This window comes from Kribbella sp. NPDC051587 (assembly GCF_044453945.1).
GTDB lineage: Bacteria > Actinomycetota > Actinomycetes > Propionibacteriales > Kribbellaceae > Kribbella.
In genome coordinates this window covers 599,595-624,054 of the sequence record NZ_JBITDE010000001.1, presented here as the reverse complement: position 1 = coordinate 624,054, position 24,460 = coordinate 599,595, and the positions used below count along the sequence as shown (strand labels likewise).

The 24,460-nt window shown below is 67.8% G+C and carries 23 protein-coding genes; 10 read left to right on the top strand and 13 right to left on the bottom strand.

Annotation, left to right across the window (positions count from 1 at the left end):
* Positions 1–17: 17 nt before the first annotated feature.
* Entirely contained in the window at positions 18–797 is a 780-nt protein-coding gene (locus ACIA49_RS02995) for an SDR family NAD(P)-dependent oxidoreductase (RefSeq protein WP_396375401.1), read from the bottom strand.
* A gap of 174 nt (positions 798–971) precedes the next feature.
* Here ACIA49_RS02995 and ACIA49_RS02990 point away from each other — a divergent pair, with 174 nt between their 5' ends.
* The 4 genes from ACIA49_RS02990 to ACIA49_RS02975 all read left to right on the top strand — a co-directional run bounded on the left by ACIA49_RS02990 (position 972) and on the right by ACIA49_RS02975 (position 4,442).
* Positions 972–1,283: a hypothetical protein gene (locus ACIA49_RS02990; RefSeq protein WP_396375400.1), complete on the top strand. Its 312-nt coding sequence runs from the start codon at positions 972–974 to the stop codon at positions 1,281–1,283.
* Positions 1,284–1,312: 29 nt separating this feature from the next.
* Positions 1,313–1,810, top strand: coding sequence for a HutD family protein (locus ACIA49_RS02985; protein ID WP_396375399.1), 498 nt, complete (start codon positions 1,313–1,315; stop codon positions 1,808–1,810).
* Positions 1,811–1,913: 103 nt separating this feature from the next.
* Complete coding sequence (locus ACIA49_RS02980; protein WP_396375398.1) at positions 1,914–3,164, top strand: FAD-binding oxidoreductase; 1,251 nt, start codon at positions 1,914–1,916, stop codon at positions 3,162–3,164.
* Between the two features lie 210 nt (positions 3,165–3,374).
* Positions 3,375–4,442, top strand: coding sequence for a hypothetical protein (locus ACIA49_RS02975; RefSeq protein WP_396375397.1), 1,068 nt, complete (start codon positions 3,375–3,377; stop codon positions 4,440–4,442).
* A gap of 46 nt (positions 4,443–4,488) precedes the next feature.
* Here the strand turns inward: ACIA49_RS02975 and ACIA49_RS02970 are convergent, their stop codons facing one another.
* The 9 genes from ACIA49_RS02970 to ACIA49_RS02930 all read right to left on the bottom strand — a co-directional run bounded on the left by ACIA49_RS02970 (position 4,489) and on the right by ACIA49_RS02930 (position 13,243).
* Complete coding sequence (locus ACIA49_RS02970; RefSeq protein WP_396375396.1) at positions 4,489–4,806, bottom strand: hypothetical protein; 318 nt, start codon at positions 4,804–4,806, stop codon at positions 4,489–4,491.
* 149 nt (positions 4,807–4,955) lie between these two features.
* Positions 4,956–6,323 (bottom strand): alkaline phosphatase family protein, encoded by a 1,368-nt coding sequence (locus ACIA49_RS02965; RefSeq protein ID WP_396375395.1) that lies wholly within the window; start codon positions 6,321–6,323, stop codon positions 4,956–4,958.
* Positions 6,320–7,465 carry a metabolite traffic protein EboE gene (gene eboE / locus ACIA49_RS02960; RefSeq protein WP_396375394.1) on the bottom strand — a complete coding sequence of 382 codons (1,146 nt, stop codon included), beginning with the start codon at positions 7,463–7,465 and terminating at the stop codon, positions 6,320–6,322. The genes ACIA49_RS02965 and eboE overlap by 4 nt, the downstream gene beginning before the upstream one ends.
* Positions 7,462–8,313, bottom strand: a complete 852-nt coding sequence (locus ACIA49_RS02955; protein ID WP_396375393.1) for a TatD family hydrolase — start codon at positions 8,311–8,313, stop codon at positions 7,462–7,464. The genes eboE and ACIA49_RS02955 overlap by 4 nt, the downstream gene beginning before the upstream one ends.
* An 8-nt stretch (positions 8,314–8,321) precedes the next feature.
* The gene (locus ACIA49_RS02950; RefSeq protein WP_396375392.1) at positions 8,322–8,873 is read right to left on the bottom strand and encodes an EboA domain-containing protein; all 552 of its coding nucleotides are present in this window, start codon (positions 8,871–8,873) and stop codon (positions 8,322–8,324) included.
* Positions 8,870–9,694 carry a sugar phosphate isomerase/epimerase family protein gene (locus ACIA49_RS02945; RefSeq protein WP_396375391.1) on the bottom strand — a complete coding sequence of 275 codons (825 nt, stop codon included), beginning with the start codon at positions 9,692–9,694 and terminating at the stop codon, positions 8,870–8,872. Before ACIA49_RS02945 ends, ACIA49_RS02950 begins: the two co-directional genes overlap by 4 nt.
* A complete protein-coding gene (locus tag ACIA49_RS02940) occupies positions 9,691–10,557 on the bottom strand; it encodes an SCO3242 family prenyltransferase (protein ID WP_396376029.1) in 867 nt (288 codons plus the stop codon). The genes ACIA49_RS02945 and ACIA49_RS02940 overlap by 4 nt, the downstream gene beginning before the upstream one ends.
* Before the next feature lie 559 nt (positions 10,558–11,116).
* Positions 11,117–12,238, bottom strand: coding sequence for an inositol-3-phosphate synthase (locus ACIA49_RS02935; RefSeq protein ID WP_396375390.1), 1,122 nt, complete (start codon positions 12,236–12,238; stop codon positions 11,117–11,119).
* Between the two features lie 129 nt (positions 12,239–12,367).
* Positions 12,368–13,243 carry an AraC family transcriptional regulator N-terminal domain-containing protein gene (locus tag ACIA49_RS02930; protein ID WP_396375389.1) on the bottom strand — a complete coding sequence of 292 codons (876 nt, stop codon included), beginning with the start codon at positions 13,241–13,243 and terminating at the stop codon, positions 12,368–12,370.
* 111 nt (positions 13,244–13,354) lie between these two features.
* Here ACIA49_RS02930 and ACIA49_RS02925 point away from each other — a divergent pair, with 111 nt between their 5' ends.
* From ACIA49_RS02925 to ACIA49_RS02910, 4 genes are all read left to right on the top strand, one after another.
* Positions 13,355–14,443 carry an aldo/keto reductase gene (locus ACIA49_RS02925; RefSeq protein ID WP_396375388.1) on the top strand — a complete coding sequence of 363 codons (1,089 nt, stop codon included), beginning with the start codon at positions 13,355–13,357 and terminating at the stop codon, positions 14,441–14,443.
* 309 nt (positions 14,444–14,752) lie between these two features.
* Entirely contained in the window at positions 14,753–15,844 is a 1,092-nt protein-coding gene (locus ACIA49_RS02920; protein ID WP_396375387.1) for a HesA/MoeB/ThiF family protein, read from the top strand.
* Positions 15,841–16,998, top strand: a complete 1,158-nt coding sequence (locus tag ACIA49_RS02915; protein ID WP_396375386.1) for a hypothetical protein — start codon at positions 15,841–15,843, stop codon at positions 16,996–16,998. Before ACIA49_RS02920 ends, ACIA49_RS02915 begins: the two co-directional genes overlap by 4 nt.
* Complete coding sequence (locus tag ACIA49_RS02910; RefSeq protein WP_396375385.1) at positions 16,995–17,561, top strand: DUF3105 domain-containing protein; 567 nt, start codon at positions 16,995–16,997, stop codon at positions 17,559–17,561. Before ACIA49_RS02915 ends, ACIA49_RS02910 begins: the two co-directional genes overlap by 4 nt.
* Here ACIA49_RS02910 and ACIA49_RS02905 read toward each other — a convergent pair.
* Positions 17,551–20,526 (bottom strand): BTAD domain-containing putative transcriptional regulator, encoded by a 2,976-nt coding sequence (locus ACIA49_RS02905; protein WP_396375384.1) that lies wholly within the window; start codon positions 20,524–20,526, stop codon positions 17,551–17,553. The genes ACIA49_RS02910 and ACIA49_RS02905 overlap by 11 nt on opposite strands.
* Positions 20,527–20,667: 141 nt before the next feature.
* On the opposite strand from ACIA49_RS02905, the gene ACIA49_RS02900 reads away from it, so the two are divergent.
* Positions 20,668–21,336 carry an alpha/beta fold hydrolase gene (locus tag ACIA49_RS02900; RefSeq protein WP_396375383.1) on the top strand — a complete coding sequence of 223 codons (669 nt, stop codon included), beginning with the start codon at positions 20,668–20,670 and terminating at the stop codon, positions 21,334–21,336.
* A gap of 3 nt (positions 21,337–21,339) precedes the next feature.
* Here ACIA49_RS02900 and ACIA49_RS02895 read toward each other — a convergent pair whose 3' ends face one another.
* The gene (locus ACIA49_RS02895) at positions 21,340–22,590 is read right to left on the bottom strand and encodes an SLC13 family permease (RefSeq protein ID WP_396375382.1); all 1,251 of its coding nucleotides are present in this window, start codon (positions 22,588–22,590) and stop codon (positions 21,340–21,342) included.
* A 78-nt stretch (positions 22,591–22,668) separates the two neighbouring features.
* Here ACIA49_RS02895 and ACIA49_RS02890 point away from each other — a divergent pair, with 78 nt between their 5' ends.
* Positions 22,669–23,433, top strand: a complete 765-nt coding sequence (locus ACIA49_RS02890; protein WP_396375381.1) for a sulfite exporter TauE/SafE family protein — start codon at positions 22,669–22,671, stop codon at positions 23,431–23,433.
* Here ACIA49_RS02890 and ACIA49_RS02885 read toward each other — a convergent pair.
* Positions 23,430–24,428 carry a YdcF family protein gene (locus ACIA49_RS02885; RefSeq protein WP_396375380.1) on the bottom strand — a complete coding sequence of 333 codons (999 nt, stop codon included), beginning with the start codon at positions 24,426–24,428 and terminating at the stop codon, positions 23,430–23,432. The genes ACIA49_RS02890 and ACIA49_RS02885 overlap by 4 nt on opposite strands.
* Positions 24,429–24,460 lie beyond the last annotated feature (32 nt).

Genomic DNA, 24,460 nt, shown 5'->3' with positions numbered 1-24,460 from the left:
CCCCACGGTACAGCCGGTCACTGCTGCAGCAGCGCACCTCCGGTGACCCTGATGATCTCGCCCTGAATCGCCGGCGTCCGCGGTGAGGTCAGAAACAGGATCGTGTCGGCCACCTCGGTCGTGTGCGGCAGCCGCCGCGCGCTGAAGCTCTTGGCGATCTCGTCGGTCGCCTCCTGCGGAATCACCCGATGCTTGCCGTCCTCGAGCGTGATTCCCGGCATCACCACATTGACCAGTACGCCGTCCGCGCCCAGGTCATAACTCAGCGCGGTCACGAGTCCGTGCAGCCCCGCCTTGGCGGCGCCGTACGGCCAGGAACCCGGCAGCGGACGCGCGGTGACATCGGTCGACACCAGCACCAGTCGCCCGGCCTCCGACCGCCGCAACGAAGGCGCGACCTGCTGGACGAACCGGAAGTTGCCTTCGAGGTTGGCCCGCAACACCTCGGTCCACCAGTCCTCGGGCGCGTCCTCGATCTTCTCCGGCCGCCCGTGGAACCCCAGGTTGCCCCAGTTCACCGCGTTCCCCACCGCGACATCCAGCCCACCCCACCGCTCGACGACCGCCGCCACCGCGGCCTCGATCGACCCGGCGTCGTTCAGATCCATCGGTACGGCGAATCCCTGCCCACCCGCCGCCTCGACCTCCCCAACGACCTCCTCCGCCGCCTCCTTCCGCGACCCATAGGTGATCGCCACCCGGGCCCCCTCCCGCCCGTACCCGATCGCCGCGGCCCGCCCGATCCCGGACGACCCACCCGTCACCAACACCGCGGCACCGTTCAGTCCCAGCTCCATGAACCCACTCCATGAGATAGTTAGTCGGCTAATATCAAGAACTTAGCCGACTAACTATCGGTTCGCAAGTGGGCTCCTTGCAGGTTGCTGCAATTCGGTGTCGCGCGGCCCCCTCGATCGGGTACGGTCCCCGCCGGGGGATTCATTCGACAGCGATCTTTTGGTGGGGGACTTGTGAACATCGACTTCGGGCTCGACCCGACGTTCTCGTGGTACGTCGTGCTGCTGTGTCTCAGCGGCGCGATCATGGTGGGTATGGCGCTCGCGAACGTCGGCGGGCAGTCGAACGGGGCGAGGACCTTCAGCGGCGTCGTGGGCGCGGCGTTCCTCGGCTACGGCGTCTACCTGGCGTTCATCTTCCAGGGCGGCAGCTACATGATGTTCTTCCAGGCGTTCATCCTGCCGGTGCTGCTGGTGGTGAACTTCGTCCGAGGCGCCATGGCCCGCCGTTCGGAGGCCCCGCAGGTGAACCAGGACCAGCACTGATCCTGCTTCGGCGGGCCGGCCATCGGCGGGTGCCGTGGAAGAACGGTCAGGGCGTCACGTACGAAGTGGTCCAGTCGGGTTCGCCTGACTTCGCCTGGCGGCTGAGCTTCGCCGAGGTCGACCGTCCGGGAGCGTTCTCGACGTTCCCGGAGGTCGACCGGATCATCACGTTGGTCGCCGGTGAGCAGCTGGCGTTGACGATGCCGGGTGGCGTCGTTCAGGTGCTTCGGCCGTTCGAGCCGTTCGCGTTCCCCGGTGAGGCCGAGGTCTGGGCCGACACGTCAGTTGCCACGGTCAACTTCAACGTGATGACGCACCGGGGGCGCGCTGCGGCCGAGGTGACCTGCCTGCAGCTCGCCGGGGAGCGGGCCGCGGTTCGGGCTGCCGACTTCTTGGTGGTGCTCGAGGGTGCTGTCGAGCTGGATGGAGTGGGCCTCGGCCCGCTCGACGTCGTTCAGGATCCGCCGGGTAGGGCGAGCTTGACGGGTGTGGGAGTGGTGGCGCTCGTCGGCATCGCCGACGCCTGATCGAACGGCGAGCCCGCCATCGCGGGCAAAGATCGGGAGTCTCCCGGGCAGGGTTCGGCCGGAGACCGGGTGCCGGCGTCCGAAGCTCAATACGTTGGCGGACATGGTTGAACTCGTCACCGAAGGACCGTCGTACGACGCCGCTGTCGCGATCTGGAACGGCGCCGTGACCCAACGCCCGGCGCTCGTCGCGTTGTGCACGTCGACCGCTGACGTCCAGGAGGCGATCGCGGAGGCACGCGAACGTCGCCTACCGCTGTCGGTTCGCGGCGGGGGCCACGACTGGGCCGGTCGCGCGCTGCGCGCCGGCGGTCTGGTCATCGATCTGACTCGGATGCGGCAGGTCTCGATCGACGGGGAGATCGCGACCGTCGGTGGGGGTGCGACCGCTGCGGATGCCGCCGAGGCTGCCGATCGTGAAGGGCTTGCCGTCGCGACTGGCACGGTGGGCACGGTTGGATTGCTGGGACTGACGCTGGGTGGCGGCTATGGGCCTTTGAGTGGCCGGTTCGGGCTGGCAGCTGACAACTTGCTCGGTGCTGAGGTCGTGCTTGCCGACGGCAACGTCGTACAGGCTGATGGTGAGCTTCTGTGGGCGCTGCGTGGCGGTGGCGGCAACTTCGGCGTGGTCACCTCCGCTTCGGTTGCAGTCCACCCGCTGAGGGAGGTGCTTGCCGGCTCTTTCACCTACCCGTGGGAGCAGGCCGAGCAGGTGCTGCGCGGGTACGGCGAACTCCTCGACGGTGGTCCCGACGAGCTCACGTCGGTGATCGCCATCGTCGACGGGCCGGCGGTCGTCGTGTCGCCGACCTGGTCCGGCGACATCGCCCAGGGAAAGGTCGTGCTGGATGCCTTCGGCCGGCTCGGTACGCCGCTGAACGCCTCGGTCGACGTCAAGTCGCCGCTGGCCAAGCTTCGCGAATTCGACGGCGCCTTTCCGGATGGGGTTCGCTACGCGATCCGGACCCGCAACGTCACCGGTTTTACGCCGGCGGTCGTGTCGACACTGCTCGAGACCTACGCTGCGCGGGCGACTCCCGGCACCTTTATCAACATCCACCACTTCCATGGCGCGGCCACCCGGATTCCGGTCGAAAGCGCTGCCTTCGGAGAGCGCCAGTTCCACTTCATGGTCGAGCTCATCGAGGTCGGTGGCGACGGCGTCTGGCCCCGTACGGCGAGTGCCGAGCTCGCGCCGTACTCGCTGCCTGGCGGTTATCCCAACCTCCTCGGGCCCGACGACGCGACGCAGACCGCGGTCGCGTACGGACCGAACGCCGTACGACTGCTGGCGTTGAAGGAGTACCTGGATCCGCACAGCGTGTTCAGTGCGACCCCGTTGCCCGGCCGCTGATGTATCAGCGCGGCCGGTCCGGCACTCCGACCAGTAAGCCGATGGTGGGTCGGCTAATGTGTGCTGCATTCTTTTAATGCGCAAACAAACGTTCTACAGAAACAATTCCTGACATTAGACTCTTGCTAATCGCCGAGTGTGCATGCTTGCATTCCCCCAGTAATCGGTCACTAATTTCCTGCTCGTTACTTTCCTTTAGGGGGGAATCCGATGCCACGACTGTCTTTGCCCGCCCGCTTCGCAGCAAGTCTGTTGATGTTGGCGGGTTTCCTCACCGTTGCCGCACCCGCCGCCGACGCCGCCGTACCGGACCGGAAGGGCTGGGCCTTGTGGGACCAGACCGCCGGTGCTGTGGTGCCGACCGGCACCTGGCCGGGCGGCAGCACCGTCGTACCGGTCGCCTTCGGTCGCTACCAGGTCAAGCTGGTCGGCCAGGGCGCACCGCAGGGCGTCGTCCACGTGACGGCGATCAACAACGCGCCGCACTGGTGCCAGGCGGAGAACTGGGGTGTGTCCGGCGCCGACGAGATCATCAACATCGCCTGCTACCGCGTCGGTGGCGCGCTGGATGTGTCGAGCTTCAGCGTCTTCTTCGTCCGGGCCTCTGGCGGGCCTGCCCCCGGTCCTTACGGGTACGTCGACTCACCTCCAAGCGGCGGGATCATCAGCCAGTACAACTCGGCCGGTGCTCCTAACACCTCGACGAACCTGGGTGTCGGGCAGTACCAGGTGAAGTTCCCGAGCCTGGTCGCCGGCGGAACGCTCGACGGCAGCCTGCAGGCGACCGCGGTGAACCCGCAGCAAGGGGCCCGCTGCAAGGTTCGCAACTGGGTCTCCAGCGGTAGCGGCCAAGACGTCAACGTGCTCTGCTTCAACGCCGTCGGCGCCCTGCTGAACACGCGCTTCACGCTGACCTACCAGTACAAGGTCTCCCTGTACGGCGCGGCCATCCCGCCGAAGTACTACGGCTACTTCCTCAACCAGCCGCCGGCCGGCCCGCCGTCGACCAACCTGAACTCGGTCCTCGGCCTCGGCGCCAACACCATCCTGGCCGCCGGGACCGGTCTCTCCCTGGTGACCTTCCCGAAGATCGCCTTCCCGCAGAACACCGTCCAGGTCACGGCCTACGGTTCGAACTCGAACTTCTGCGGGATGAACACCTTCTGGTTCAACATGTCGTCCGGTCCTGACCTGGTCGTCCGTGACGTCAACTGCTTCACGAACGCCGGTGCCCCGGTGAACACCGGTTTCACCATCAGCGCCAACTCCATCCTCTGACGGCTTACCGACGCGGGACCCACGCCATGCCCGGCGCGGGTCCCGCTTACCGCGTGCCGGTCCACACGATGCGGTCGGTGAAGGCGCCGTTGGTGGTGGCCTTCTGGTGGCGGATCTTGTCCAGTTGGTCGGGTGTGGTGTTGAGGGTGGCGGCCAGGGCGTAGACGACTTCGAGGACGTCGGCGAGTTCCTCGGGAGCGTCTTCGTCGGTGGCGGCGAGGAACTCGGTGACCTCTTCGGTGAGCTTGGCGCGGAGGCGGTTGCGGTACTCGGCGGGGTCGGCCTGGTAGTAGGTGGGGTCCTCGCCGTGCGAGCGGATGATCTCGGGGATGCGGTCGCGGACGAGCTTGCTGGTGTTGGTCACCCGGGCAGCATCGCAGCCGCCGGCGACAATTCCAGGGCGTCGGGCGGACCGCCCCCACTCACCAACCTCCGCAGCGCCCGGGCCGCCACGCTCAGCGGGCGGCCGGGAACCGGTCCTGGAGGGTCTTGGTGAGTGGGGCAGGTCCGGGTTCAGGCGAGACCCGCGGCTTTGAGGAGCAGATCCCGTACGGCGGTTGCCGGGATCGGGCCTTCGGCGGCCAGGTCGGGATCGGTGCTGAGGAAGACGGGGCCGTCTTCGGGGTTGTCGGGGAGGCGGCCGTGGGAGCCGCGGACGGGGGAGGGGTCGAGCGGGACCACCTGCATGGTGTAGCGGAAGCCGAGCTTCTTGCGGAGGAGGTAGGAGGCCGCTCGGGGCTTGACCAACGGATCCTGGGGATCGAAGAAGAGCTCCGCCGGGTCGTAGCCGGGTTTGCGGTGGATCTCGACGGCGCGCGCGAAGTCGGGAGCGCGGTCGTCATCGAGCCAGTAGTAGTAGGTGAACCAGGCGTCGGGCTCGGCGACCACCACCAGCTCACCGGCCCGCTCGTGGTCGAGACCGTACTGTTTCTTGCCTTCGGCATCCAATACCTCGGCGACCCCGGGCAACCCGGCCAGCAGCTTCCCAACCTCATCGAGATCTGCCGGGTCCTTCACATACACATGAGCGATCTGATGATCAGCAACAGCAAACGCTCGCGACGCCCACGGGTCGAGGTATTCCATCCCGTCCTGCGTATGCACCTCGAGCAGGCCCTCGCGACGCAGCAGCCGGTTCACATCGACCGGACGACTGACGTCCGTGATCCCGTACTCCGACAGTACGACGACCGTCGCGCCCCGAGCCTCGGCATCGTCGAGCAACGGAGCCAGTACGGCGTCCAGCGCGATCGCAGCCCGCGTCGCCTCGACCGATGAAGCGCCGTACCGCTGGAGGTCGTAGTCCAGATGCGGCACATAAGTCAGCAACAAGTCAGGCGAATCCGTCGCGAGGATGTCCCGAGCCGCGTCGATGATCCACTGGCTCGATTTCATGCTCGCCGTCGGTCCCCAGTAGTTGAACAACGGGAAGTCACCCAACCGCGACGTCAACCGATCGTGCAGCGACACCGGCCGCGTGTAGCAGTCCGGCGACTTCCGCCCGTCGGCGTAGTAGATCGGCCGGGGCGTCACCAGCAGGTCGGTCTCCGCGCCCATCGCGTACCACCAGCAGACGTTCGCCACCTTGTACGACGGTTCGCTGCGGCGGGCGATGTCCCACACCTTCTCGCCCTGGATGAGCCGGTTGTGCTGCCGCCACAGGAACACCTCACCGAGGTCCCGGAAGTACCAGCCGTTCCCCACGATCCCATGCTCGGTCGGCAGTGAACCGGTCAGGAACGTCGCCTGCGCCGAACACGTCACCGCCGGCAACACCGTCCCGAGATTCCTTGTCAACGGCAACGACCGCAACCGTGGCATCTTCCGCAGCAACCGCGGCGTCAGCCCGACCACATCGATGACCACCACTTGCCGACTCACAAGGCCTCCAAACCAAGCGCAGTGATCCGCGAACGCAACCAGGCGAGCTCACCGGCGATGCCCTCGGCGAGCTCCGCCGTATCCCGCGGCGATGACGGAAGCACGGACCACGTATAGGTCTCGGACTCCAGATGCTGGGTCCGCGGATGCGCACCACCCACAAGGTGAGCGAGCGACTCCTCCAGTACGTCGGTCGTGCTGCTCAACGGCGGTCGCGGCGCCGCATGCACCGGCACATGGAAGTGCACCCGCCAGGCATCCCGCCCGGCCAGTTGATCGCGAGTATCCAGATTGTCGATCCCGAGCCCACCGCGTTCCCGCGTCTGATGCAAGAACTTCGGCTCGGCAAACTCCGCCAGCAACCGCTGCGCCTCTGGATCACCCGGATCAGCCACATGCAGCGCCGCCGACACCTGACTCTTCACAACCGGAACCCCGGCCGCATCCAACACAGCCAAGGCCTCAGCCGGCTCCTCGAACTGCACCGCGAGATGACACGTGTCGAGACACAACCCGATCCGCCCACCCTCGCCGTACGGCTTGAGCCACTCCGCACCCTGCGGCACCAGCTCAATCACACAACCCGGCTCGGGCTCGAACGCCACCCGGATCTGCCGCCCGGTTGACTCCTCGGTCCGCGCAAGGTGCATCTCAAGCCGACTCACCGCGGCCCGCGCTCGCGTGTCCTGCTCGACAGTCCACGGGTCTCGCCAGGCCAACGGCAGCGTCGAGATCGACCCGTACGACGCGTCCGGCGGCAGCAACTGAGCCAGTACGTCGACCAGGTTGCGCGTGTAATGGAGTCGCTCCGGCTGAGTCCAGTCCGGTAGATAGACCTTCTTCCCGACCACCTCGTCGTGGAACCCGGCGTACGGGAAGCCGTTCAACGTCACGACCTCCAGCCCGTTCCGCGCCAGCGCGACCCGCAGCCGATGCAAGGCCTCCGGTGAGTTGGCCAACTGGTCGGCGAGTTCGAAAGCGAGCCACAACCCGACCCCCAGAACCGGTACGTCGAGCTCCTTCCGCACCAACGCGGAACAGCCGTCGAGCTGCGCGATCACCCCGTCGAGGTCCTCGGCCGGATGAACGTTCGTGCAGTAGGCGAGATGGACGAGCGACCCGTCGGGATGCCGGAACCTCATGCCCGGGCTCCCCGCAGAATCGAGTTGCCCGCATAGGTCTCGGCGGGCTCACCCGAGCTCAGGTCAAGCCGCCCGGACTGCCCGTAGAACTCCACCGGATTCCGCCACAGCACCCGATCGACCTCGTCATCGGAAAACCCCGCGGCGAGCATCGCCTGACCGGTCGCATAGGTCCGCAACGGATCGGAGCGCCCCCAGTCCGCGGCCGAGTTCACCAGCACCCGCTCAAGACCGAAGCGCTGCAGGATCGCGACCATCCGGTCCGGGTCCATCTTCGTGTCCGGGTAGATCGAGAAACCCATCCAGCAGCCCGAGTTCGCGACCTCCTCGACCGTGACCTCGTTCAGGTGGTCGACAACGACGAACGAAGGCGAGATCCCCGATTCGCGCACCACGTCGAGCGTTCGCGCCGTACCGGTCGCCTTGTCGCGATGCGGCGTGTGCACCAGCGCGGGCAGCCCGAACCGGACCGCGAGCTCCAACTGCGCCGCGAACACGGAATCCTCGGCCGGTGTCATCGAGTCGTACCCGACCTCGCCGACGGCGACCACCCCGTCCTTGGCCAGGTACCGCGGCAGGACGTCGAGGATCTCGCGACAGCGCGGATCGTTGGCCTCCTTGGGATTCAGGGCGATCGTGCAGTGGTGCTTGATCCCGTACTGCGAGGCGCGGAACGGCTCCCAGCCGATCAGCCCGTCGAAGTAGTCGACGAACGAAGCGGCGCTGGTCCGCGGCTGACCCAGCCAGAAGGCCGGTTCGACGACGGCCTGGACACCGTGCGCGGCCATCGCCGCGTAGTCGTCGGTGGTCCGGGACGTCATGTGGATGTGCGGGTCGAAGATGCGCATCGGTCGAGTCACCTCTCGTCGGAAATGCTGAGGTACGGCGTGAGATCGGCGGGGACGGCGCGGCCGGCGGCCCTCCTCTCGGCCGCGAAGTCGGTCATCATCCGGAGCAGTTCGGCGTCCACCCGGTCCGGCAGGCCGTCGACCTCGGCCAGCGGGATCCCGGAGAAGACGCATTTCAGCACGGCCTGCCGAAAACTTGCCGGCGGCAACTTCTCGGTGGCGTACGGCGATCCGAGCGCGGCGGTGATCAGCCGCGGATCATTGGTGCGCAGGGCATCGTCGAGCAGGTCGACACCACGTGCGCTCATGGTGGCGGCGACCTCGTCCAACGCGAAGGCCTTGAGGACAGCACGCTTCTCGGCAGCATCGCCGTACCGGTAGATCTCGGCGATCTCGGCGGCGCTCGCCGTACCGAGCAGGACGGCGCGGGCGGCCTCGTCGGTGGTCCAGCCGTTGCCGAGCAGTTCGCGACCGACGATCCGGCCGACGGCCGGGAACACCTCGGCCAGGGGCCGGTCGCGGAGGGCGGAGACATCGACGGGAAGGTCGGCGGCCTTCATCGTTGTGCCTCCCGCAGGAAGGTGATGGAGTCGCGCGCGATGGTCGGCGCGGCGTGGGAGTGGCGGGGGAGTTCGACGGCGACGAGGCCGGTGAACTGGATCTGGCGAAGGGCTTCGAAGACCGGCGGGAAGTCGACCTCACCGGTCCCGAACTCGAGGTGCTCGTGGACGCCGCGCACCATGTCGTCGATCTGCACATTCACCAGGTACGGCGCTCCGGCGCGGATGCAGGCGGGTGGTGATTGCGACTCGTTGCAGACCAGATGGCCGATGTCGAGCGTCAGCCCGAGGGCGTCGCTGCCCACCTCGGCCTGCAGATTGAGATAGCCGGCCAGGTCGTCGACCAGCATCCCCGGCTCCGGTTCGAACCCGAGCCGCACGCCCCGGTCGGCGGCGTACCCGGCGAGTTGTTCGCACCCGGCGACGAGGCGTTGCCAGCCGACCGTCGGCTCCACGTCGGGCGGGAGGATGCCGGACCAGAACGAGACCGCCTCCGCACCGAGATCGGCCGAGATCTCGATCGCGCGTTTGAGCAGATCGATCCGCCGGTCGGCGCCGTCGGTGTGCAGCAGGGTCGGTGCGTGCTTGCGGAACGGATCCAGCACATAGCGTGCGCCAGTCTCGATCACGACGGCTAGCTGGTGGCGTTCCAGTAGTCGCCCGACCTCGGCGGTCCGCTCACGCAGCCCGGGTTCGAACGGGTCCAGGTGGTTGTGATCGAGGGTCAGCGCGACCCCGTCGTACCCGAGGTCGGCGATCACGGCGAGAGCATCGGCCAGCCGATGGTTCGCGAACCCGTTGGTCCCGTAGCCGAGCCTCATGTCGACGACACCTTCTTCGCCAACGCCTTCACCAATGGAAACGCCAGCGCCAACCCGGCGCCGAGCCGCGGCGCTCCCGAGCGCGCAACCCAAGCCGCCTGCAACGGCACCAACCCATGAATGCCCGCACCCACGGCACTCCGAATGTTCTTCGCGTCAGGCTCCCGAGCGGCTGCGGCCTGCGCCGGTACGACGGACCGCGCGAACCACCCCGCGAGCGCAGCCGTGGTCACCTCGGCAGCCGTGCTTCGCCGCCGCCATACCAACTGTTTCCAGTCCGTGGCGCGCTGGGCGGTTGCAGCGGTCAGCGCCGCACTCACCGCCAAGCTCGCTCGCGCGGGCAATGGCGTACCTCCATGCACCTCACCCCGCGACAACGTGGTGACCCCAAGAATGTGCGCACCAACAGACAACGCCGGCCCCAACGCGCGCCGCCGCTGATCACCCGCCCCCACCAGTACGTCGAGCGCCCGCGCGGTCGCCATCACCGCCGGCCCAGCAATCGTGTTCTTCGCCATCACGTCATACGTCCACGCAGTAGCCGCCAGTGCCGTGGACGTCGCCAACGCCGATCGCCCACCCGCGACTGCGGACAACACCAGCCCGCCCGCAGTGAGCCCGGCCGCAAGAGTGAACGCAGTCTGCGCCGACACCCGCCCCGAAGGAATCGGCCGCTCCGGCCGCTCCACCGCATCCAGCTCCCGGTCGGCCCAGTCGTTCAAAGCCATCCCAGCCCAATAGATGCAGACCGACGACGCCGACAACCCCACCAACCGCCCGACCCGCAAATCCCCAGCCGCCGCAGCCCCCGCCAACACATCCCCCGGCACCGTCAACCCAGCCGGCGCCCGAACCAACTCCACCAACGCCCTCAACACGCCAACCCCCAACCGCCCACCCGCAACCGCCCCCACCGCGCCCCCGCAACCGCCTCCACCCCGCCCGCGCGAGTGAACCCACTGTGCCGGCGCGAGTGAACCCACCGTGCCCCCGCCAGTGAACCCACCGTGCGAATGTGGGCTCTGTGCAAGCGAGTGGAAGGAGTGTGTCGCCAGAAATCGATATCCGGCGACACGGTCGGCACACTCGAGTGGTGTCCGCACACTGGCGCCACTCGCCCGAGCCCAACAACACCAGCGCGAGTGAACCCACCGTGCCGGCGCGAGTGAACCCACCGTGCATCCGTCGGCGGGACCCACTCAGCCTCCGTTGATGGAACCCACCCTGCGGTCCCCGCGACCCCCGTGCGCGAACCCTCCAGCTGAGGGGATATCCACCCAGTTGGAGGGTTGCCCATCGAGATTTTCAGGGGGCAACCCTGTAGCCGAGTGGGCATCCCCTGAGTTGGAGGGTTGCCTGTGGGGGATGGAGGGTTGCCGGGCGGAGTGGGGGGTTGCCCGTTCGGGTGGGGGGTTGGGGCGGTCATGACTGGGCCCACGTGAGTAGGGCGTCGTACTGGGTGGTTAGGGAGTGCTCGGTGGAGGCGATGGGGTCTTTGAAGTAGAAGCCTAGGAAGGGCATGGGGCCTGTGTGGCCGCGGTCCAGGGCTAGGGCGGAGAGGCGCGCTAGGTCCAGGACGAGCGGTGCGGCTAGGGCGGAGTCGCAGCCTTGCCAGGTGAATTGGAGGGTCATGCGGACGCCGAGGAAGCCGGAGAACAGGATGTGGTCCCAGGCGGTCTTCCAGTCGCCGAGGGGATCGACGTAGTCGATGTGGACCTGGCCGGCGACGTCGGGGCCGAGCATGTCGGCGAGGCCGCGTTCCTTGGAGACGTTCTTCGACTCGGCCGCGCGCGGATCGGCGAGGGTCGCGCCGTCACCGCCGCCGAGGAGGTTGGTGCCGGACCACGCGTGCACCGGCAGCGCCCGGGCGGTGAACATCGGCGCGAGCACGCTCTTCACCAGCGTCTCGCCCGTCTTCGCGTCCTGCCCGCCGAACGGTAGGCCGCGGTCGACCGCCCAGTCGCGGATCACCTGCGGCCGGATCGACGTCGATGGCGTGAAGTCGATGAACGACGCCCCCGCCTCGAACGCCGCCAGCGCCGCCATGCAGCTTGCCGGCAACGGACTGCCTTCGCCAAGGGCGGACCGCAGTACGGCGACGTCGTCGTACGGGACCTGGTACGGCGGCTCGGTCGAGGCGACGTTGATCGCGACCACTCGTTCCAGCCCATGCCGTTCCCGGAACGCGCGGATGTCCGCGGCCATCAGTTCGATGACCTCGGACTGGGTAGATGCGACCGGGAGGACCACCAGGTTCCCCTCGGCCGCGGCCAGTTCCGCGGCGATCAGCCCGTCGAGCCCGGCGGGCAGGACTCCACCGGCGACGAGTCGCTCGACTTGTTTCGTGAGCGGAGTGTCGGTCACGTCGTGACCGCCGAAGACCAGGCTCTCGATCGGCACCAGTCCGGCACTCTCGAAGGCCGGTTGGGCGGTGACGACCCCGGCCGGTGGCGCACCGTGGGCGAGCGCGGCCGCGCCGGCCACGGTCGTGGTCGCGACCGATCCTCGGGCTCCGAACAACCAGACACCAACGCGTGGACGCATGGAAGCTCCTCACGCCACGGATGGTGATGGACGGCGGACTATCCGTGGCAGTGGGGACTCTAAGGTTTCCGAATGCTTCCTGGGAAGCGTTTGTCGCGACTTTGTTGGGTCAACCGCCTAAGTCGCGGCTCAGGCCCCGGCGGCGCGGTCGGCCGACGGCGGTACGCCGAACATCCGCCGGTACTCCCGGCTGAACTGCGACAGCGACTGGTACCCGACGTCGTGCCCAATCCGCGCGATCTCGGTCCGGGTCGACAGCAGCGCGAGCCGGGCACGCTGCAGCCGGAGCGCCTTCTGGTACTGCAGCGGGCTCAGCCGGGTCACCGCCCGGAAGTGCCGATTGAGCGTGGACACACCAGCCCCGACCCCAGCAGCCAACTCATCAACCCGCAGCGGCTGATCCACGTTCTGCTGGATCCACCGCACGGCCGCCGCGACGAGCGTCGTACCGGACTCTGTGTCACCAAGCGGCCGAACCAGCGACTGCTGCGAGCCCGTCAGCAACCACCAATGAATCTCCCGGATGATCCCGGGCGCCAGGACCTGGTAGTCCGCCGGTCGACGATGCAGTCGCAGCAGCCGGGTGATCGCATCGAGCAAGTGGTCATCCGCCGTACTGACCGCCAGACCCGGTACGGCGCGCCCCGGCAACCGGCGGAGTTCGGCCGGACCTTCGAGCAGCAGTTCTGCGATCAACGCCGGCCGTAACGGCATCCCGAACCCGACGAACGGCGTCTGGTCCGAGGCCTCGACGACCCGCCCGATCATCGGTAGATCGACCGTCACGATCAGGAACTGACCGGCCCGGTACTCGTAGAGCTGGTCTCCGACCGTCGACTGCTTCGCTCCCTGCAGCACGAACGCGACCGTCGGCGTCGTGGTCGAACCCATCGACATCGTCGGCCGCGAGTTCTGCACCAGCGTCATCCCGTCGACGTCGATCCGCCGGTCGGGAGCGCCGGTCATCGCCAGCACCAGGTCGCGCAAGGAGGTCAAGGGGTCCACGCTTCCAGTAAACCCCGACTTGCCCGATCGAGACCGCGAGGGAGCGGATCAGGCAAGAACCCGGGCGGATCCGGCTACGAATGCCGAGGCCTCGGAAGAAGACTCGAAGCCATGACCACCTTGGATTCCTATCGCACCGTCCCGGGCTCGGGACTGCGGATCAGCCCGGCCACGCTGGGCACCATGACGTTCGGTGAGGACCACGGCTGGGGTGCCTCGGTCGCGGACTCGGAGCGGATGCTCGACGAGTACGTCGACGCCGGCGGCAACTCGATCGACACCGCGAACATCTACACCAACGGCCACTCCGAAGTCATCATCGGCGACTGGCTGACCGGGCACCCCGGTCTGCGCGACCGCCTCGTCCTCGGCTCGAAGTTCTTCGTCAACCTGCACCCCGGCGACCCCAACGGCGGCGGCGCCGGCCGGAAGGCGATCCTGCACCAGGTCGAGGACTCGCTGCGCCGGCTCCGCACCGACTACCTGGACCTCTACTGGCTGCACAACTTCGACCTGGCCACCCCGCGCGAGGAGACCCTGCGCGCGCTGGACGATCTGGTGAGTGCCGGCAAGATCCGGTACGTCGGATTCTCCGACGTACCGGCGTGGGCCACGGCCGAGGCGATCGTGCTGGCCCGGTCGCACGGCTGGGCGCCGGTGATCGCGATCCAGGCCGAGTACTCACTGCTCGAGCGGACCGCGGAAGGCGAGTTGCTGCCGATGGCCCGGTCGCTCGGCGCCGGCGTCCTGCCGTGGTCGCCGCTCAAGGGCGGCTGGCTGTCCGGCAAGTTCCACACCGGCGCCGCCGAGCCCGAAGACACGATTCGGAGCCAAGGCAACCGGCCGCCGACGTCGGCGTACCCGGTCCTGGACGCGGTTCGCGCCACTGCCGACGAGCTCGGTACGACGCCCGCCGAAGTGGCGCTCGCGTGGGTGCGCGGGACGCCGGGCGTGACGTCCACGATCCTCGGCGCCCGCCACCTCGAACAGTTGCGCGCGAATCTGCAGTCGCTCGCGCTGGAGCTCCCGGCCGACGCCCGCGCGCGGCTGGACGAGGTCTCCACCCCGAAGCTGAATTTCCCGGCCCAGAACAATGCCGAGCTGGCGCCGATGCTGCAATTCGCCGGCGCCACCGTGGACGGAGTGACGCATTCGGTCTGGCCGTCGCTGACCGGTACCGATTCTCAGTCGAGGGTTTGAAAAGGGTCCGAAATCGTGGGGATTTCCCCCATCCCGGAGCGCCGGAAATCGATGTTCTACTGAGCTCGCGGTGGGCCCGCCGTTTCCTTGCAGTTGCCGCCCACGAAGAGGGGAAACCGTCATGGAGAAGATCGAGACCAAGCCGGAACCGCGCAAGATCATGGTGCGCCGGCTCGAGAAGCTGGAGACCACCGCGGTCATCGTGACCGACCCCGGCTGCCGCAACGAGCTCTGCGGCTAGTCACCAGCATCTGAACAGGACCGGGGCGTGGGGCCAACCACGTCCCGGTTCGTTTCCTGGGGAGGGACATGGACAGGCCGCGGGTGAAACCCATCCACAAACCGACCCGACTGACGCCGACGCTGGTGACGGTCGGCGGCCGGCAGCAGGGGATCGGCGCCGAGATCGACGACGAGGACGGCATGGTCTGGCACCTGCTGGGCCTGATGGACGGCAGCCGGACGCGTACGGAGATCGTCAAAGCCTTGTGTGTAAAGCATCCCGGCCTCTCGGCGGATGAAGGCACCGAGGCGATGCAGGCGATCATCGATGCCGGGTACGTCGAGGATGCCGCCGCTCCACCACCCGACAGTCTGAGCGCGGAGGAGATCGACCGCTATGACCGCGCGCTCACCTACTACGCGTGGGTCGACCTCACTCCGCGCCCCTCCCGGTACGACGTACAGGCCCGGCTGAAGGCGAGCAAGGTCGTCGTACTGGGTCTTGGTGGAACTGGTTCTGCAGTCGCCGCCTCGCTGGTCGCGGCCGGGGTGGGAGCCGTGCATTGCGCCGACTTCGACGTGATCGAGGCCGGCAACCTCACCCGCCAGCTGCTCTACACCGAAGACGATCTCGGCAAGCCGAAGATCCCGGTCGCAGTCGAGCGTTTGAGCAAGATCAACCAGCATGCCGTCGTCACCGGCGAGGAGCTCAAGGTCGATTCGGCCGATGCGGTCGCCTACCTGATGGACCAGGCCGACCTGATGATCCTCTGCGCCGACCAGCCGATGCACACGATCCGCGAGTGGACCAACGAGGCCGCGCTCCGCACCGGAACACCTTGGATGCTTGCCCAGTACGCCGGTCCGATGGCGGTCGTCGGCCTCTTCGTCCCGGGCGAGACGTGCTGCCCGGACTGCCTGCCGAGCGTCCGCGATCGGCTGCGCGACCAGTACGGTCAAGAGCCTGAGGATCTGTTCCCGTTCACCGGCCACGCGGTGATCGCGCCGACGGCCAACCTGACCGGCCACCTCGCGGCGCTGGACGCGGTCTACCACCTCGGCGGCATTCCGACGACGACGCGCGGCCTGATGTTCCACCTCAGCCTGACCGACCTGACCTACCACTACACGGTCCGCCCGACGCCCGGCACCACCTGCGCGACCTGCGGGTGGACATGAGCCTCGCCCATGTGGTCGTACGGAAAGAGGGCGAGGACGAGTATGTCGTCGGCGATCCGGCCAGCGGCAACTTCGTCGTCGTACCCGAGCTAGGTGCCCGTCTGGTCGAACTGTTCATGGCCGGCCGCACCGCCGAGGAGGCAGCCGCGCAGCTCCACCAGGAAACCGGTGAAGAGATCGACGCCGCCGACTTCCTGGAGGTCCTGCACGAGGCCGGGATCACCCGCAGCACTGAAACCGCCGAGCACTGGTCGATCTCGCGCATCCCGGCCAGGCTCGTCCGCCCGTTCTTCGGACCGACCGCCTGGACCCTGTACGGCGCTTGCCTGGCCGTGACCCTGGTGATGTTCGTGATCGAGCCGTCGCTGCGACCGACGTACGAGGACACGTTCGTCTTCCCGGACATCGTCGCGAGTCTCCTGGTCACCAACGTGGTCGTCATCGCACTGACCTTCCTGCACGAGATCTGGCACGCGTTCGCGGGCGCGGCCGTCGGCGTACCGTCGCGACTTCGCCTTGAGCGGCGCGGCATCTTCCCTGTCCTAGAGACCGATCTGTCCGGCCTGTGGGCGCTCCCTCCGGCCAAGCGCTACGGCCCGTTTCTGGCCGGGATGGCGATCGACAGCGTCATTCTGTTCTTCGCCGTCGCACCCCGCTACGCCTGGTCGCGCGGCTGGATCGACCTGTCGCCGATGCTCATCCGCATCCTCGCCATGGTCGTCCTCAGCCAGGTCGCCAAACTCGCCTTCCAAACCCTGGCCTACCTCCGCACCGACATGTACCTCGTGATGGCCACCGCCACCGGCTGCGGCAACCTGCACCAGGTCACCCGCCTGTCTCTCAAACGCCTGGTACGACGTCTGACCCCGGCCGAGCAAGCGGTGATGGCCACGGCCCACGACCGCGATCTGCGCGTAGCCCGTTGGTATCGCCTGCTCTATCTCACCGGGCTGATCTGGATGGTCTGGTTCGCCGTCCACTTCTTGTTGCCCAGTGCAAAGGTCACCTTCGGCTGGGCGTTCGGCGTACTGCTGCAGGCCCCGCCCTTCAGCCTCTACTGGTGCGAAGGCCTGGTCCTGCTCGCCTTCACGTCCCTCAACGTCTTCCTGCCGCTGGGCGTCTGGATCCGCAACCGCCGAAGGGCCGCAGCATGAAGAAACGCACCGGCCTGGTCGTCGGCATCCTCGTCACCACCCTCAGCGTCCTCACCATGTCCAGCTTCGCCTTCGGCGTCCTCCTCGGCCAGTTCAACGACCGCAAAGCCCTTCCCTGCAACGAAGTCCCCGGCACGCCCCAACCCTTCGAAGGTAACCGTCACCTCGCCTACCAGAACGCTCCGCACGCGCCGTACAAGACCGTTCCGCCCACCTCCGGACCGCACTCACCCCGCGTCGTCATCCCCGGCATCTACCGAGCCCCCATCCCACCCGAACTCCAGGTCCACATCCTCGAACACGGCCACGTCCTCCTCCAGTACGCCGCCAGTACGTCGCCCGCCGACATCGACCGCCTGGAACGCATCGGCCGCCGCCACCCGCGCGACGTGATCGTCGCCCCCTACCCCGACCTCCCGAACGGCATCGCCCTCACCGCCTGGCAACGCCTGGAGAAACTCGATGCCGTAGACAACAACCGCATCGAGGATTTCGTCACCAAAGTCGCCGGCCGCTACAACCACCAGTGGCGCAACAACGCCACCGACTGCCTCACCCAGTGAGCTTGGCCAGCTTCTCGCGCAGACCGGGGCAACGGGTCGGGGTGTGCTCGGCGGCGACAGCGAGACCTTGGGTGAGGTAGCCGACAGCGGCCTCCCGGTCGTCGACGGTCACGGCGTGGTCCGCCAGGAGCGACAGTGTTTCCACCACGTAGATGTAGTCCTTCGCGGCCGTCGATTCGGTCAGGACGGGTTGGTAGCAGGCGAGCGCTCCGGCGGTGTCGCCGATGGCCAGCAGACTCTCGCCCAGCGACAGCTGCATGGCCCAGATAGTCAGAACCATGTTGACCTCTTCGGCCGCTGCGACGGCCTGGCGATGAATCTCGACAGCGCGTTCGAGCTCGCCGTTGGCCCGGAAGGCACTCCCCAGGGAGCCGAGCGCCCACGGCAGGCTGATCTTGTTGCCGATCTCGACGGACAGGTCGTAGGCGGCGGTCGCGGTCGCGATCGCATCCTCGACCCGGCCCATCGCCAGGTAGCTGTTGGTCAGTCCGCTCAGAGCCTCGGACATCATGCCGCCGCGCTGGATCCGGTTGAGGATCTCGATGGCCTCCACGTAGGCCTCGACGGCGGCCGCGTCGTCCGGGACGTTCGTGTACATGATTCCGGTGTAGGTGAGGCTCTGCGCGATCAGCGGTTCGTGCTTCAGCTCACGGCCGATCCGCGTCGCCTCCCGGAGGTTCGTCAAGGATTCACCGAGCGGATCCAGGGTGCGCAGCGCCGCGCCGAGGGCCGAATGCAGCAGGCCACGAAGGAGCAGGTCGCCTTCCGCGGGCAGGATGTCGAGCGCGCGCCGGAGCTTCTCGGCAGCGAAGTGAGCGCCGCGCCGTTGCCGGTTCAGGGTGCCGGTGGCGAGCAGAACCCTGGACTGGACTTCTTTGTCGCCGACGACCTCTGCGGCCGTCAGCCCGAGCGCCAGGATCCGGTCCTGCTGCTGGACCTTGCCTCGGCGCTCCAGGTAGCCCGCGACGGCCAGCGCGAGCTGCCACGTGCGGACAGGATCATCGGTCGTCGCCGCGTACTCGACCGCGGCGGCAAGGTTGTCGGCCTCCGCGTCTCCCCAGGCCCGTGCCCCCTTGGCCGTCGCGTGCCGTGGTGTTGCGTGTGGGGGCCGGGGACCGGGGTCGAAGTATCGCTGGCCCTCCTCCGTGATGAACGGATGGAAGCAGGCCTGCAGGTAGTACTCGAGGAGACCGTCTCTGGCGGCGCTGCGTAGCGAGGGTGCGTCGGTGTCCAGGGCCAGGCGGTGGGCATACTCGCGCAGGAGGTCGTGAAACTCGTACCGGCCGGGCGCGCGCTGGAGCAGCAGGTTGGCGTCGACCAGGGACTCGGCCAGGTCCGACGCCTCGGCCGGGTCGAGCCCGGTCAGCGCAGCAGCGCCGTACTGGTCGAGGTCGGCACCCGGGACCAGACCGAGCAGGCGGAAGAACCGCTGCTGCTCCACCGGCAGTTGTTCGTAGGAGAGTTCGAACGCCGTCGAGACGGCGAGACCGTCGGTGCTGAGTTCGGGCAGCCGGCGGCCGACCCGGTCCAGGCGATCGTTGATATGGGCAACGGTCCAGGCCGGTCGGTAGCGAAGCCGGGCGCCGGCGATCCGGAGCGCCAGTGGCAGGTTGCCGCAGCGCTCGATCAGACCGTTGCTAGCGGCAACATCGGCGGCAGCTCGCTCGGCGCCGATCAGTCGGCTGAGCAGGGCGGTCGCATCGACCGGGGAGAGCAGGTCGAGATGCATCCGCTCGTGGACGTCCAGTCCGGTCAGTTGAGCGCGGCTGGTGATGACCACGCCGCAGGTCGGCGAGCCGGGTAGCAACGACGTTACGGCACTGCTGTCCCGGGCGTTGTCCAGCACGATCAGCAGGCGCCGGCCCGCCACGGTGGTCCGCCACAAGGCCCGTGCTTCCTCCAGACCGGGCGGGATGGCTGTCGCTGTGACTCCGGCACCGGCGAGCAGGTGGTCGAGTGCCGACTTCACGTCGCGCGGCCCGCGCCCGGAGGTATGACCGTGCAGGTCGGCGAACAGGAGGCCGTCGGGGTACTGATCCGCCAGCCGTCGCGCGGCATGCAGCGCGAGCGCCGTCTTCCCGGAACCGGCCATGCCGTCGATGGCGACGACCGGTGGCGCCGACGTACTGCGGCTTTCGAGCGCGCTGGTGAGCCGATCGAGCTCGGGTTCGCGGCCGACGAAGACGGCGCCGGCGTAGGGGAGTTCGTCGCGGGTGGTGGTGGCCGCGGACTCGTTGCGGAGGATGGATTGGTGCAGGTCGCGGAGGGCGGGGCCGGGTTCGATGCCTAGTTGGTCGATGAGGGTTTGGCGGGTTCGGGTGTAGAGGTCGAGTGCCTCGGCTTGGCGGCCGTCGGCGGTGAGGGCCTGCATGAGTTGGCCGGCGAGGCGTTCGTCGAAGGGGTGGGCGGCTACGGCCGGGACGAGTTCGGCGATCAGGTCGGTGGTGTGGCCGCGGGCCAGGTCGACGTCGACGCGGTCGGCGAAGACCTTGTTGCGGCGTTCGGTGAGGCGGCGGCGTTGCGCGGCCAGGAACTGGCCGGGGAGCCCAGCGAGTGGTTCGCCGCGGAAGAGGTCGAGGGCTTGGGTGTAGGCAGTCGCGGCTCCGTCCAGGTCGCCGTTGTCGCGCAATGCGGCGGCGTGATCGGCGGCGGCTTCGAAGTCGGCGATGTCGAGGGTGCCGGGTGGGAGGCGGAGGATGTAGCCGTTCGTGGTGCGCTGCAGGACTTCGGTGGGGAGAACCCGGCGGAGGCGGTAGATGTACGGCGGGAGGATCTTGAGGCCGGTGCCTGGTGGCTTGTCGTCCCAGACCAGGTCGAGGAGGTCTTCCGCCGTACAGACCTGGTTGGCGCGCAGGGCGAGAACGGCCAGCAGAGTCTGCAGTCGTTGGGCCTCGAGGGCGACCGGTTCGTCCTGCCAGAAGACGCGCAGCGGTCCGAGGATCTCGATGCGTAGCTGCCCGGTCACTAGAGCAGTCTGCCTTGCGCCGGGAGCAGCATCAACGCGGCTGCAGGATGCTGCAAACCCACTTCCGCTCAGTGGAAGGGCGCGCTTGCCGACGGGGTGGTGGGGGAGTGCACTGAGGCCACCTGGTGAATGGAGGACCTGATGTCCGGACGTCCTGCGGTGCTGTTGGTGCATGGCGCCTGGCACGGCTCGTGGTGCTGGGAAGCGGTGCGTTCGCTGCTCGTCGACCAGGGGTGGCGGGTCGAGACCGTTGACCTGCCCAGCGTGGCGCCAGCGGGTGAGGTTCGGTACGGACTGCATGATGACGCCAAGGCCGTCCGCGAGGCCATCACTGCGATCGGTGGGCCGGTCGTCGTGGTCGCACATTCGTACGGCGGGGAACCGGCGACCGAAGGTGCTGCGGGACTGCCCGAGGTGCAACGGATCATCTATGTCACCGCGTTCCTGCTGGATGTCGGCGAGTCACTCCTCAAGGCCATCGGTGGTACGCCGCCACCGTGGTGGCAGATCGAGGGCGAGGTGTTCCGGCCGCTGACCCCGGAGCTCGTGTTCTTCAACGACGTCGAGAACCCGGCGGACGCCGTACGGCGGCTTGAGACGCAGAGCTATGCGGTGGCGACCGAGGAGCTCACCGCGGCCGCGTGGCACACGACTCCGAGCACGTACGTCGTTTGTGATGACGACAACGCGATTCCGGTGTTCGCGCAGGAGGCGATGGCGCAGCGCGCAGGAACGGTCGAGCGGCTGCACTCAGGCCACTCGCCGTTCCTGTCCTGCCCATCAGAACTGGTCGCCATCATCACCAAGTAGCGGTCACCACCCTGGCGCCACCAGGGCGGCCCAGACCAGGAGCGGTCCGGCCAGCACGACGATCACGCTGTAGGTGAGGATCTGCTTGTAGTACACGGGTTCCGCGATCGTGTCCGGCCGGTTCGCGAGCATCAGCGCGCCGTTCGTGGAGAACGGACTGACGTCGACGATGGTTGACGAGACGGCGAGGGCGGCGACGAACAACCCGGCGCTCAGGTGGCCATGCGCGATCAGTGGCAGTGCGATCGGGATGATCACTGGCAGAAGTGCGGCCGACGAGGCGAACGCCGAGACCACGCCGCCGACGTAGCAGAGCACGAGCGCGCCGATCACGGCCGCACCGAGTCCGGCGGCCCACTTGCCGACGAACTGCGGGGAACCCGCTTCGGTGAGGATCGCGGCGTACGTGCTGACACCGGCGACCAGCAGGACGGTCGGCCAGGCGACCTGCTTGGCGGCGTCCTTGTTCTTGAGCGGGGAGAGGATCGCCAGGATGACCGCGGCGGTGATCGCGACGAACCCGATGTTCTTGTCGAAGGCCAGCGCGACGACCGCGACCCCGAGGAACGCGACGAGCGTCAGGATCTGGTCGCGGGTCGCCCCGTGCTTCTCGTCGGAGTCGTCCGGCTCGACCTCATCGGCGCGCTGCGACATCAGCTTGCGTCCGCCGAGGACCACGAACAGGATCGCCGCCAGCACCAGGTTGACGGCCAGGCTGGACAGGAAGACGGTCAGCTCGCTGTTCGGGAGGCCGTTGTCGGCCATCACCGAGTTGGTGATCGTGCCGTAGATGCTGATCGGCGAGAAGCCGCCGGCCTGCGCGCCGTGGACGACGAGCATGCCCATCATCAGCGGGCTGATCTTGTACCGCTGCGCGAAGCCGAGCGCGATCGGCCCGATGATCGCGCAGGCCGCCGGGCTGACAGCCCCGATCGCGGTCAGGACGGCGGTCACCGTGAACATCACCCACGGGATCAGCGCGACCCGCCCGCCGACGGCTCGGACGGCGCCCGCGACTATCAGGTCGACGGTGCCGTTGTTCCGCGCTATCGCGAACAGGAACGTGACACCGATCAGCGTCAGGACGAGATCACCGCTGAGGCCGGCCAGGATCTCCTTCTCGCTCAGGTGCAGCGAGTACATGCCGACCAGCCATGCCGCGACGTACGCGAGCGCGCCCATGTTGATCGGCAGAACGGTGCCCACGACGAACAGCGCGATCAGCGCCAGAATCGCAACCCACTCAGGTCCCATGGTGGCTTACCTCACAGTTGTTGGGGCGGAGTGGCCTAGCCAATAGGCCGATGGTGCTGCTGTCAATACAGTGGTGGCATGAGCGGGGCAGAGCATCTTGCGGTGATTGCTGCCGGGTTCGGCGCGGGCATCCTGACCTCGACCGTCGGCGTTGCTTCGTTGCTGAGCTTCCCTGTTTTGATTGCCCTGGGCATCCCACCGGTCGTCGCGAACGTGTCGAACACGATCGGCCTGCTGCCCGGCGCCCTCTCCGGTTCGTTCGGCTACCGCCGCGAGATCCGGGACGTACCACGGCCGATCACGATCGCGGTCGTGGTGATCTGCGCGGTCGGTTCGATCGGTGGCGTCGTACTGCTGCTCGCCCTGCCACCCGGCGTCTTCGCCGCCGCGGCACCCTGGCTGATCCTGTTCACCTGTCTGATCGTCGGCGTCCAGCCGCGGATCTCGCGCTGGCTGCGCGCCCGGAGCGACCACCCCCATGGTCTCCGTACGTCGATGTCCCCGGCAACGTATGTCTTCACCGCGCTGACCGGCGTGTACGGCGGTTACTTCGGCGCCGGTGCCGGAGTGATGATGATGGCGGTGCTCGCCCTCGGCCTGGACCTCGAACTCCGCGTCGTCAACGGCCTCAAGACCCTGTCGTTGCTCGCGGCAAACGTCGTCGCCAGCGCGATCTTCGTCGTCGTCACCGACATCAACTGGACGGCCGCCACTCTCCTGGCCGCCGGCTCACTCGTCGGCGGCTACGTCGGCTCCCACATCGGCCGCCGCATCCCGAGCGGCGTCCTCCGCGCCCTCATCGTCCTCGCGGGCATCGTCGCCGCCGTACTGATGCTGACCTAGACGAACTGGACGAAGGGGAGCAGGAACAGGAAGCCGCAGATGATGCCGTTGATCCATTTGTGGCTGAACAGGATCGCGACGAACTCGCGGATGGTTGCCGTCGGCCAGTAGTAGCGCGCGGTGGGTGAGCCGACCACCTGGCCGTTGACCTTCACCTTGCGCGCGGTCAGCGCGGCGCGGAACGCGTGGAAGTTGTTCGTGACGATCAGGCAGCGGTACTTCGGCACGCGCTCGACCATCAGGGCCCGGCTGAACAGCAGGTTCTCGGTGGTCGAGGTCGAGCGGTCCTCGCGCAGGATCTGTGTCTCGGGCACACCGCGCTCGATCAGGTACGTCGCCATCGCGTGCGACTCGGGGATGTCCTCGCCCGGCCCCTGGCCGCCCGAGGTGATCACCATCGTGCTGCGGCCTTTACGGATCGCCCGGTCGTAGACGAGCTTGCCGCGGTCGAGCCGGCTGGCCAGCAGCGGAGGGACGCGCGAGCCGCGCAGTCCCGAGCCGAGCACGATCACGAAGTCGATCTTGCGCGACGACCGGACCCGGCTGTAGACGAACGCGTAGATCAGGAAACACACGAACAGGAACGAGACGTAGGTCAGCACCCCGCCGATCGCGGTCAGCAAGGCCGACAGCGGCCGCGAGTCGATCAGCCGGGAGATGATCCCGAAGATCACCAGTCCGAAGATCCCGAGCCCGGCCGCGAGCGACAGCAGGTTGGCCGGGCGGCGGCCCTCACGGCGCAGCATCGTGACGCCGTTGACCACCAGGAAGACCGCCAGGACGGCGATCGTCACCGGGATCAGGAAGAGGATCCCGTAGGCGACCAGTTCGGCCAGCGTGCGGTTCACCTCCGCGATCGCGAACAGCCCGCCGAGCCCGGCGAACATCAGCGCGATCACGAGGAAGACGCTGTTGCGGAACAGCCGCCGGTCGTACAGGAAGCTGATCAGGAAGATCAGGAACCAGAACCCGGCGATCGAGAAGCAGATGGTCATCGGGCGCCATCCAACCATCGGACGGCGCCCGA

What these genes read in the sequence shown, in the direction of transcription:
- ACIA49_RS02890 (WP_396375381.1), top strand. Translation starts at nt 22,669, where the DNA reads ATGAGCGGGGCAGAGCATCTTGCGGTGATTGCTGCCGGGTTCGGCGCG.
- ACIA49_RS02885 (WP_396375380.1), bottom strand. Translation starts at nt 24,428, where the DNA reads ATGACCATCTGCTTCTCGATCGCCGGGTTCTGGTTCCTGATCTTCCTG.
- ACIA49_RS02915 (WP_396375386.1), top strand. Translation starts at nt 15,841, where the DNA reads ATGAGCCTCGCCCATGTGGTCGTACGGAAAGAGGGCGAGGACGAGTAT.
- ACIA49_RS02980 (WP_396375398.1), top strand. Translation starts at nt 1,914, where the DNA reads ATGGTTGAACTCGTCACCGAAGGACCGTCGTACGACGCCGCTGTCGCG.
- eboE (WP_396375394.1), bottom strand. Translation starts at nt 7,465, where the DNA reads ATGAGGTTCCGGCATCCCGACGGGTCGCTCGTCCATCTCGCCTACTGC.
- ACIA49_RS02935 (WP_396375390.1), bottom strand. Translation starts at nt 12,238, where the DNA reads ATGCGTCCACGCGTTGGTGTCTGGTTGTTCGGAGCCCGAGGATCGGTC.
- ACIA49_RS02975 (WP_396375397.1), top strand. Translation starts at nt 3,375, where the DNA reads ATGCCACGACTGTCTTTGCCCGCCCGCTTCGCAGCAAGTCTGTTGATG.
- ACIA49_RS02925 (WP_396375388.1), top strand. Translation starts at nt 13,355, where the DNA reads ATGACCACCTTGGATTCCTATCGCACCGTCCCGGGCTCGGGACTGCGG.
- ACIA49_RS02955 (WP_396375393.1), bottom strand. Translation starts at nt 8,313, where the DNA reads ATGCGCATCTTCGACCCGCACATCCACATGACGTCCCGGACCACCGAC.
- ACIA49_RS02895 (WP_396375382.1), bottom strand. Translation starts at nt 22,590, where the DNA reads ATGGGACCTGAGTGGGTTGCGATTCTGGCGCTGATCGCGCTGTTCGTC.
- ACIA49_RS02920 (WP_396375387.1), top strand. Translation starts at nt 14,753, where the DNA reads ATGGACAGGCCGCGGGTGAAACCCATCCACAAACCGACCCGACTGACG.
- ACIA49_RS02950 (WP_396375392.1), bottom strand. Translation starts at nt 8,873, where the DNA reads ATGAAGGCCGCCGACCTTCCCGTCGATGTCTCCGCCCTCCGCGACCGG.
- ACIA49_RS02910 (WP_396375385.1), top strand. Translation starts at nt 16,995, where the DNA reads ATGAAGAAACGCACCGGCCTGGTCGTCGGCATCCTCGTCACCACCCTC.
- ACIA49_RS02945 (WP_396375391.1), bottom strand. Translation starts at nt 9,694, where the DNA reads ATGAGGCTCGGCTACGGGACCAACGGGTTCGCGAACCATCGGCTGGCC.
- ACIA49_RS02900 (WP_396375383.1), top strand. Translation starts at nt 20,668, where the DNA reads ATGTCCGGACGTCCTGCGGTGCTGTTGGTGCATGGCGCCTGGCACGGC.
- ACIA49_RS02995 (WP_396375401.1), bottom strand. Translation starts at nt 797, where the DNA reads ATGGAGCTGGGACTGAACGGTGCCGCGGTGTTGGTGACGGGTGGGTCG.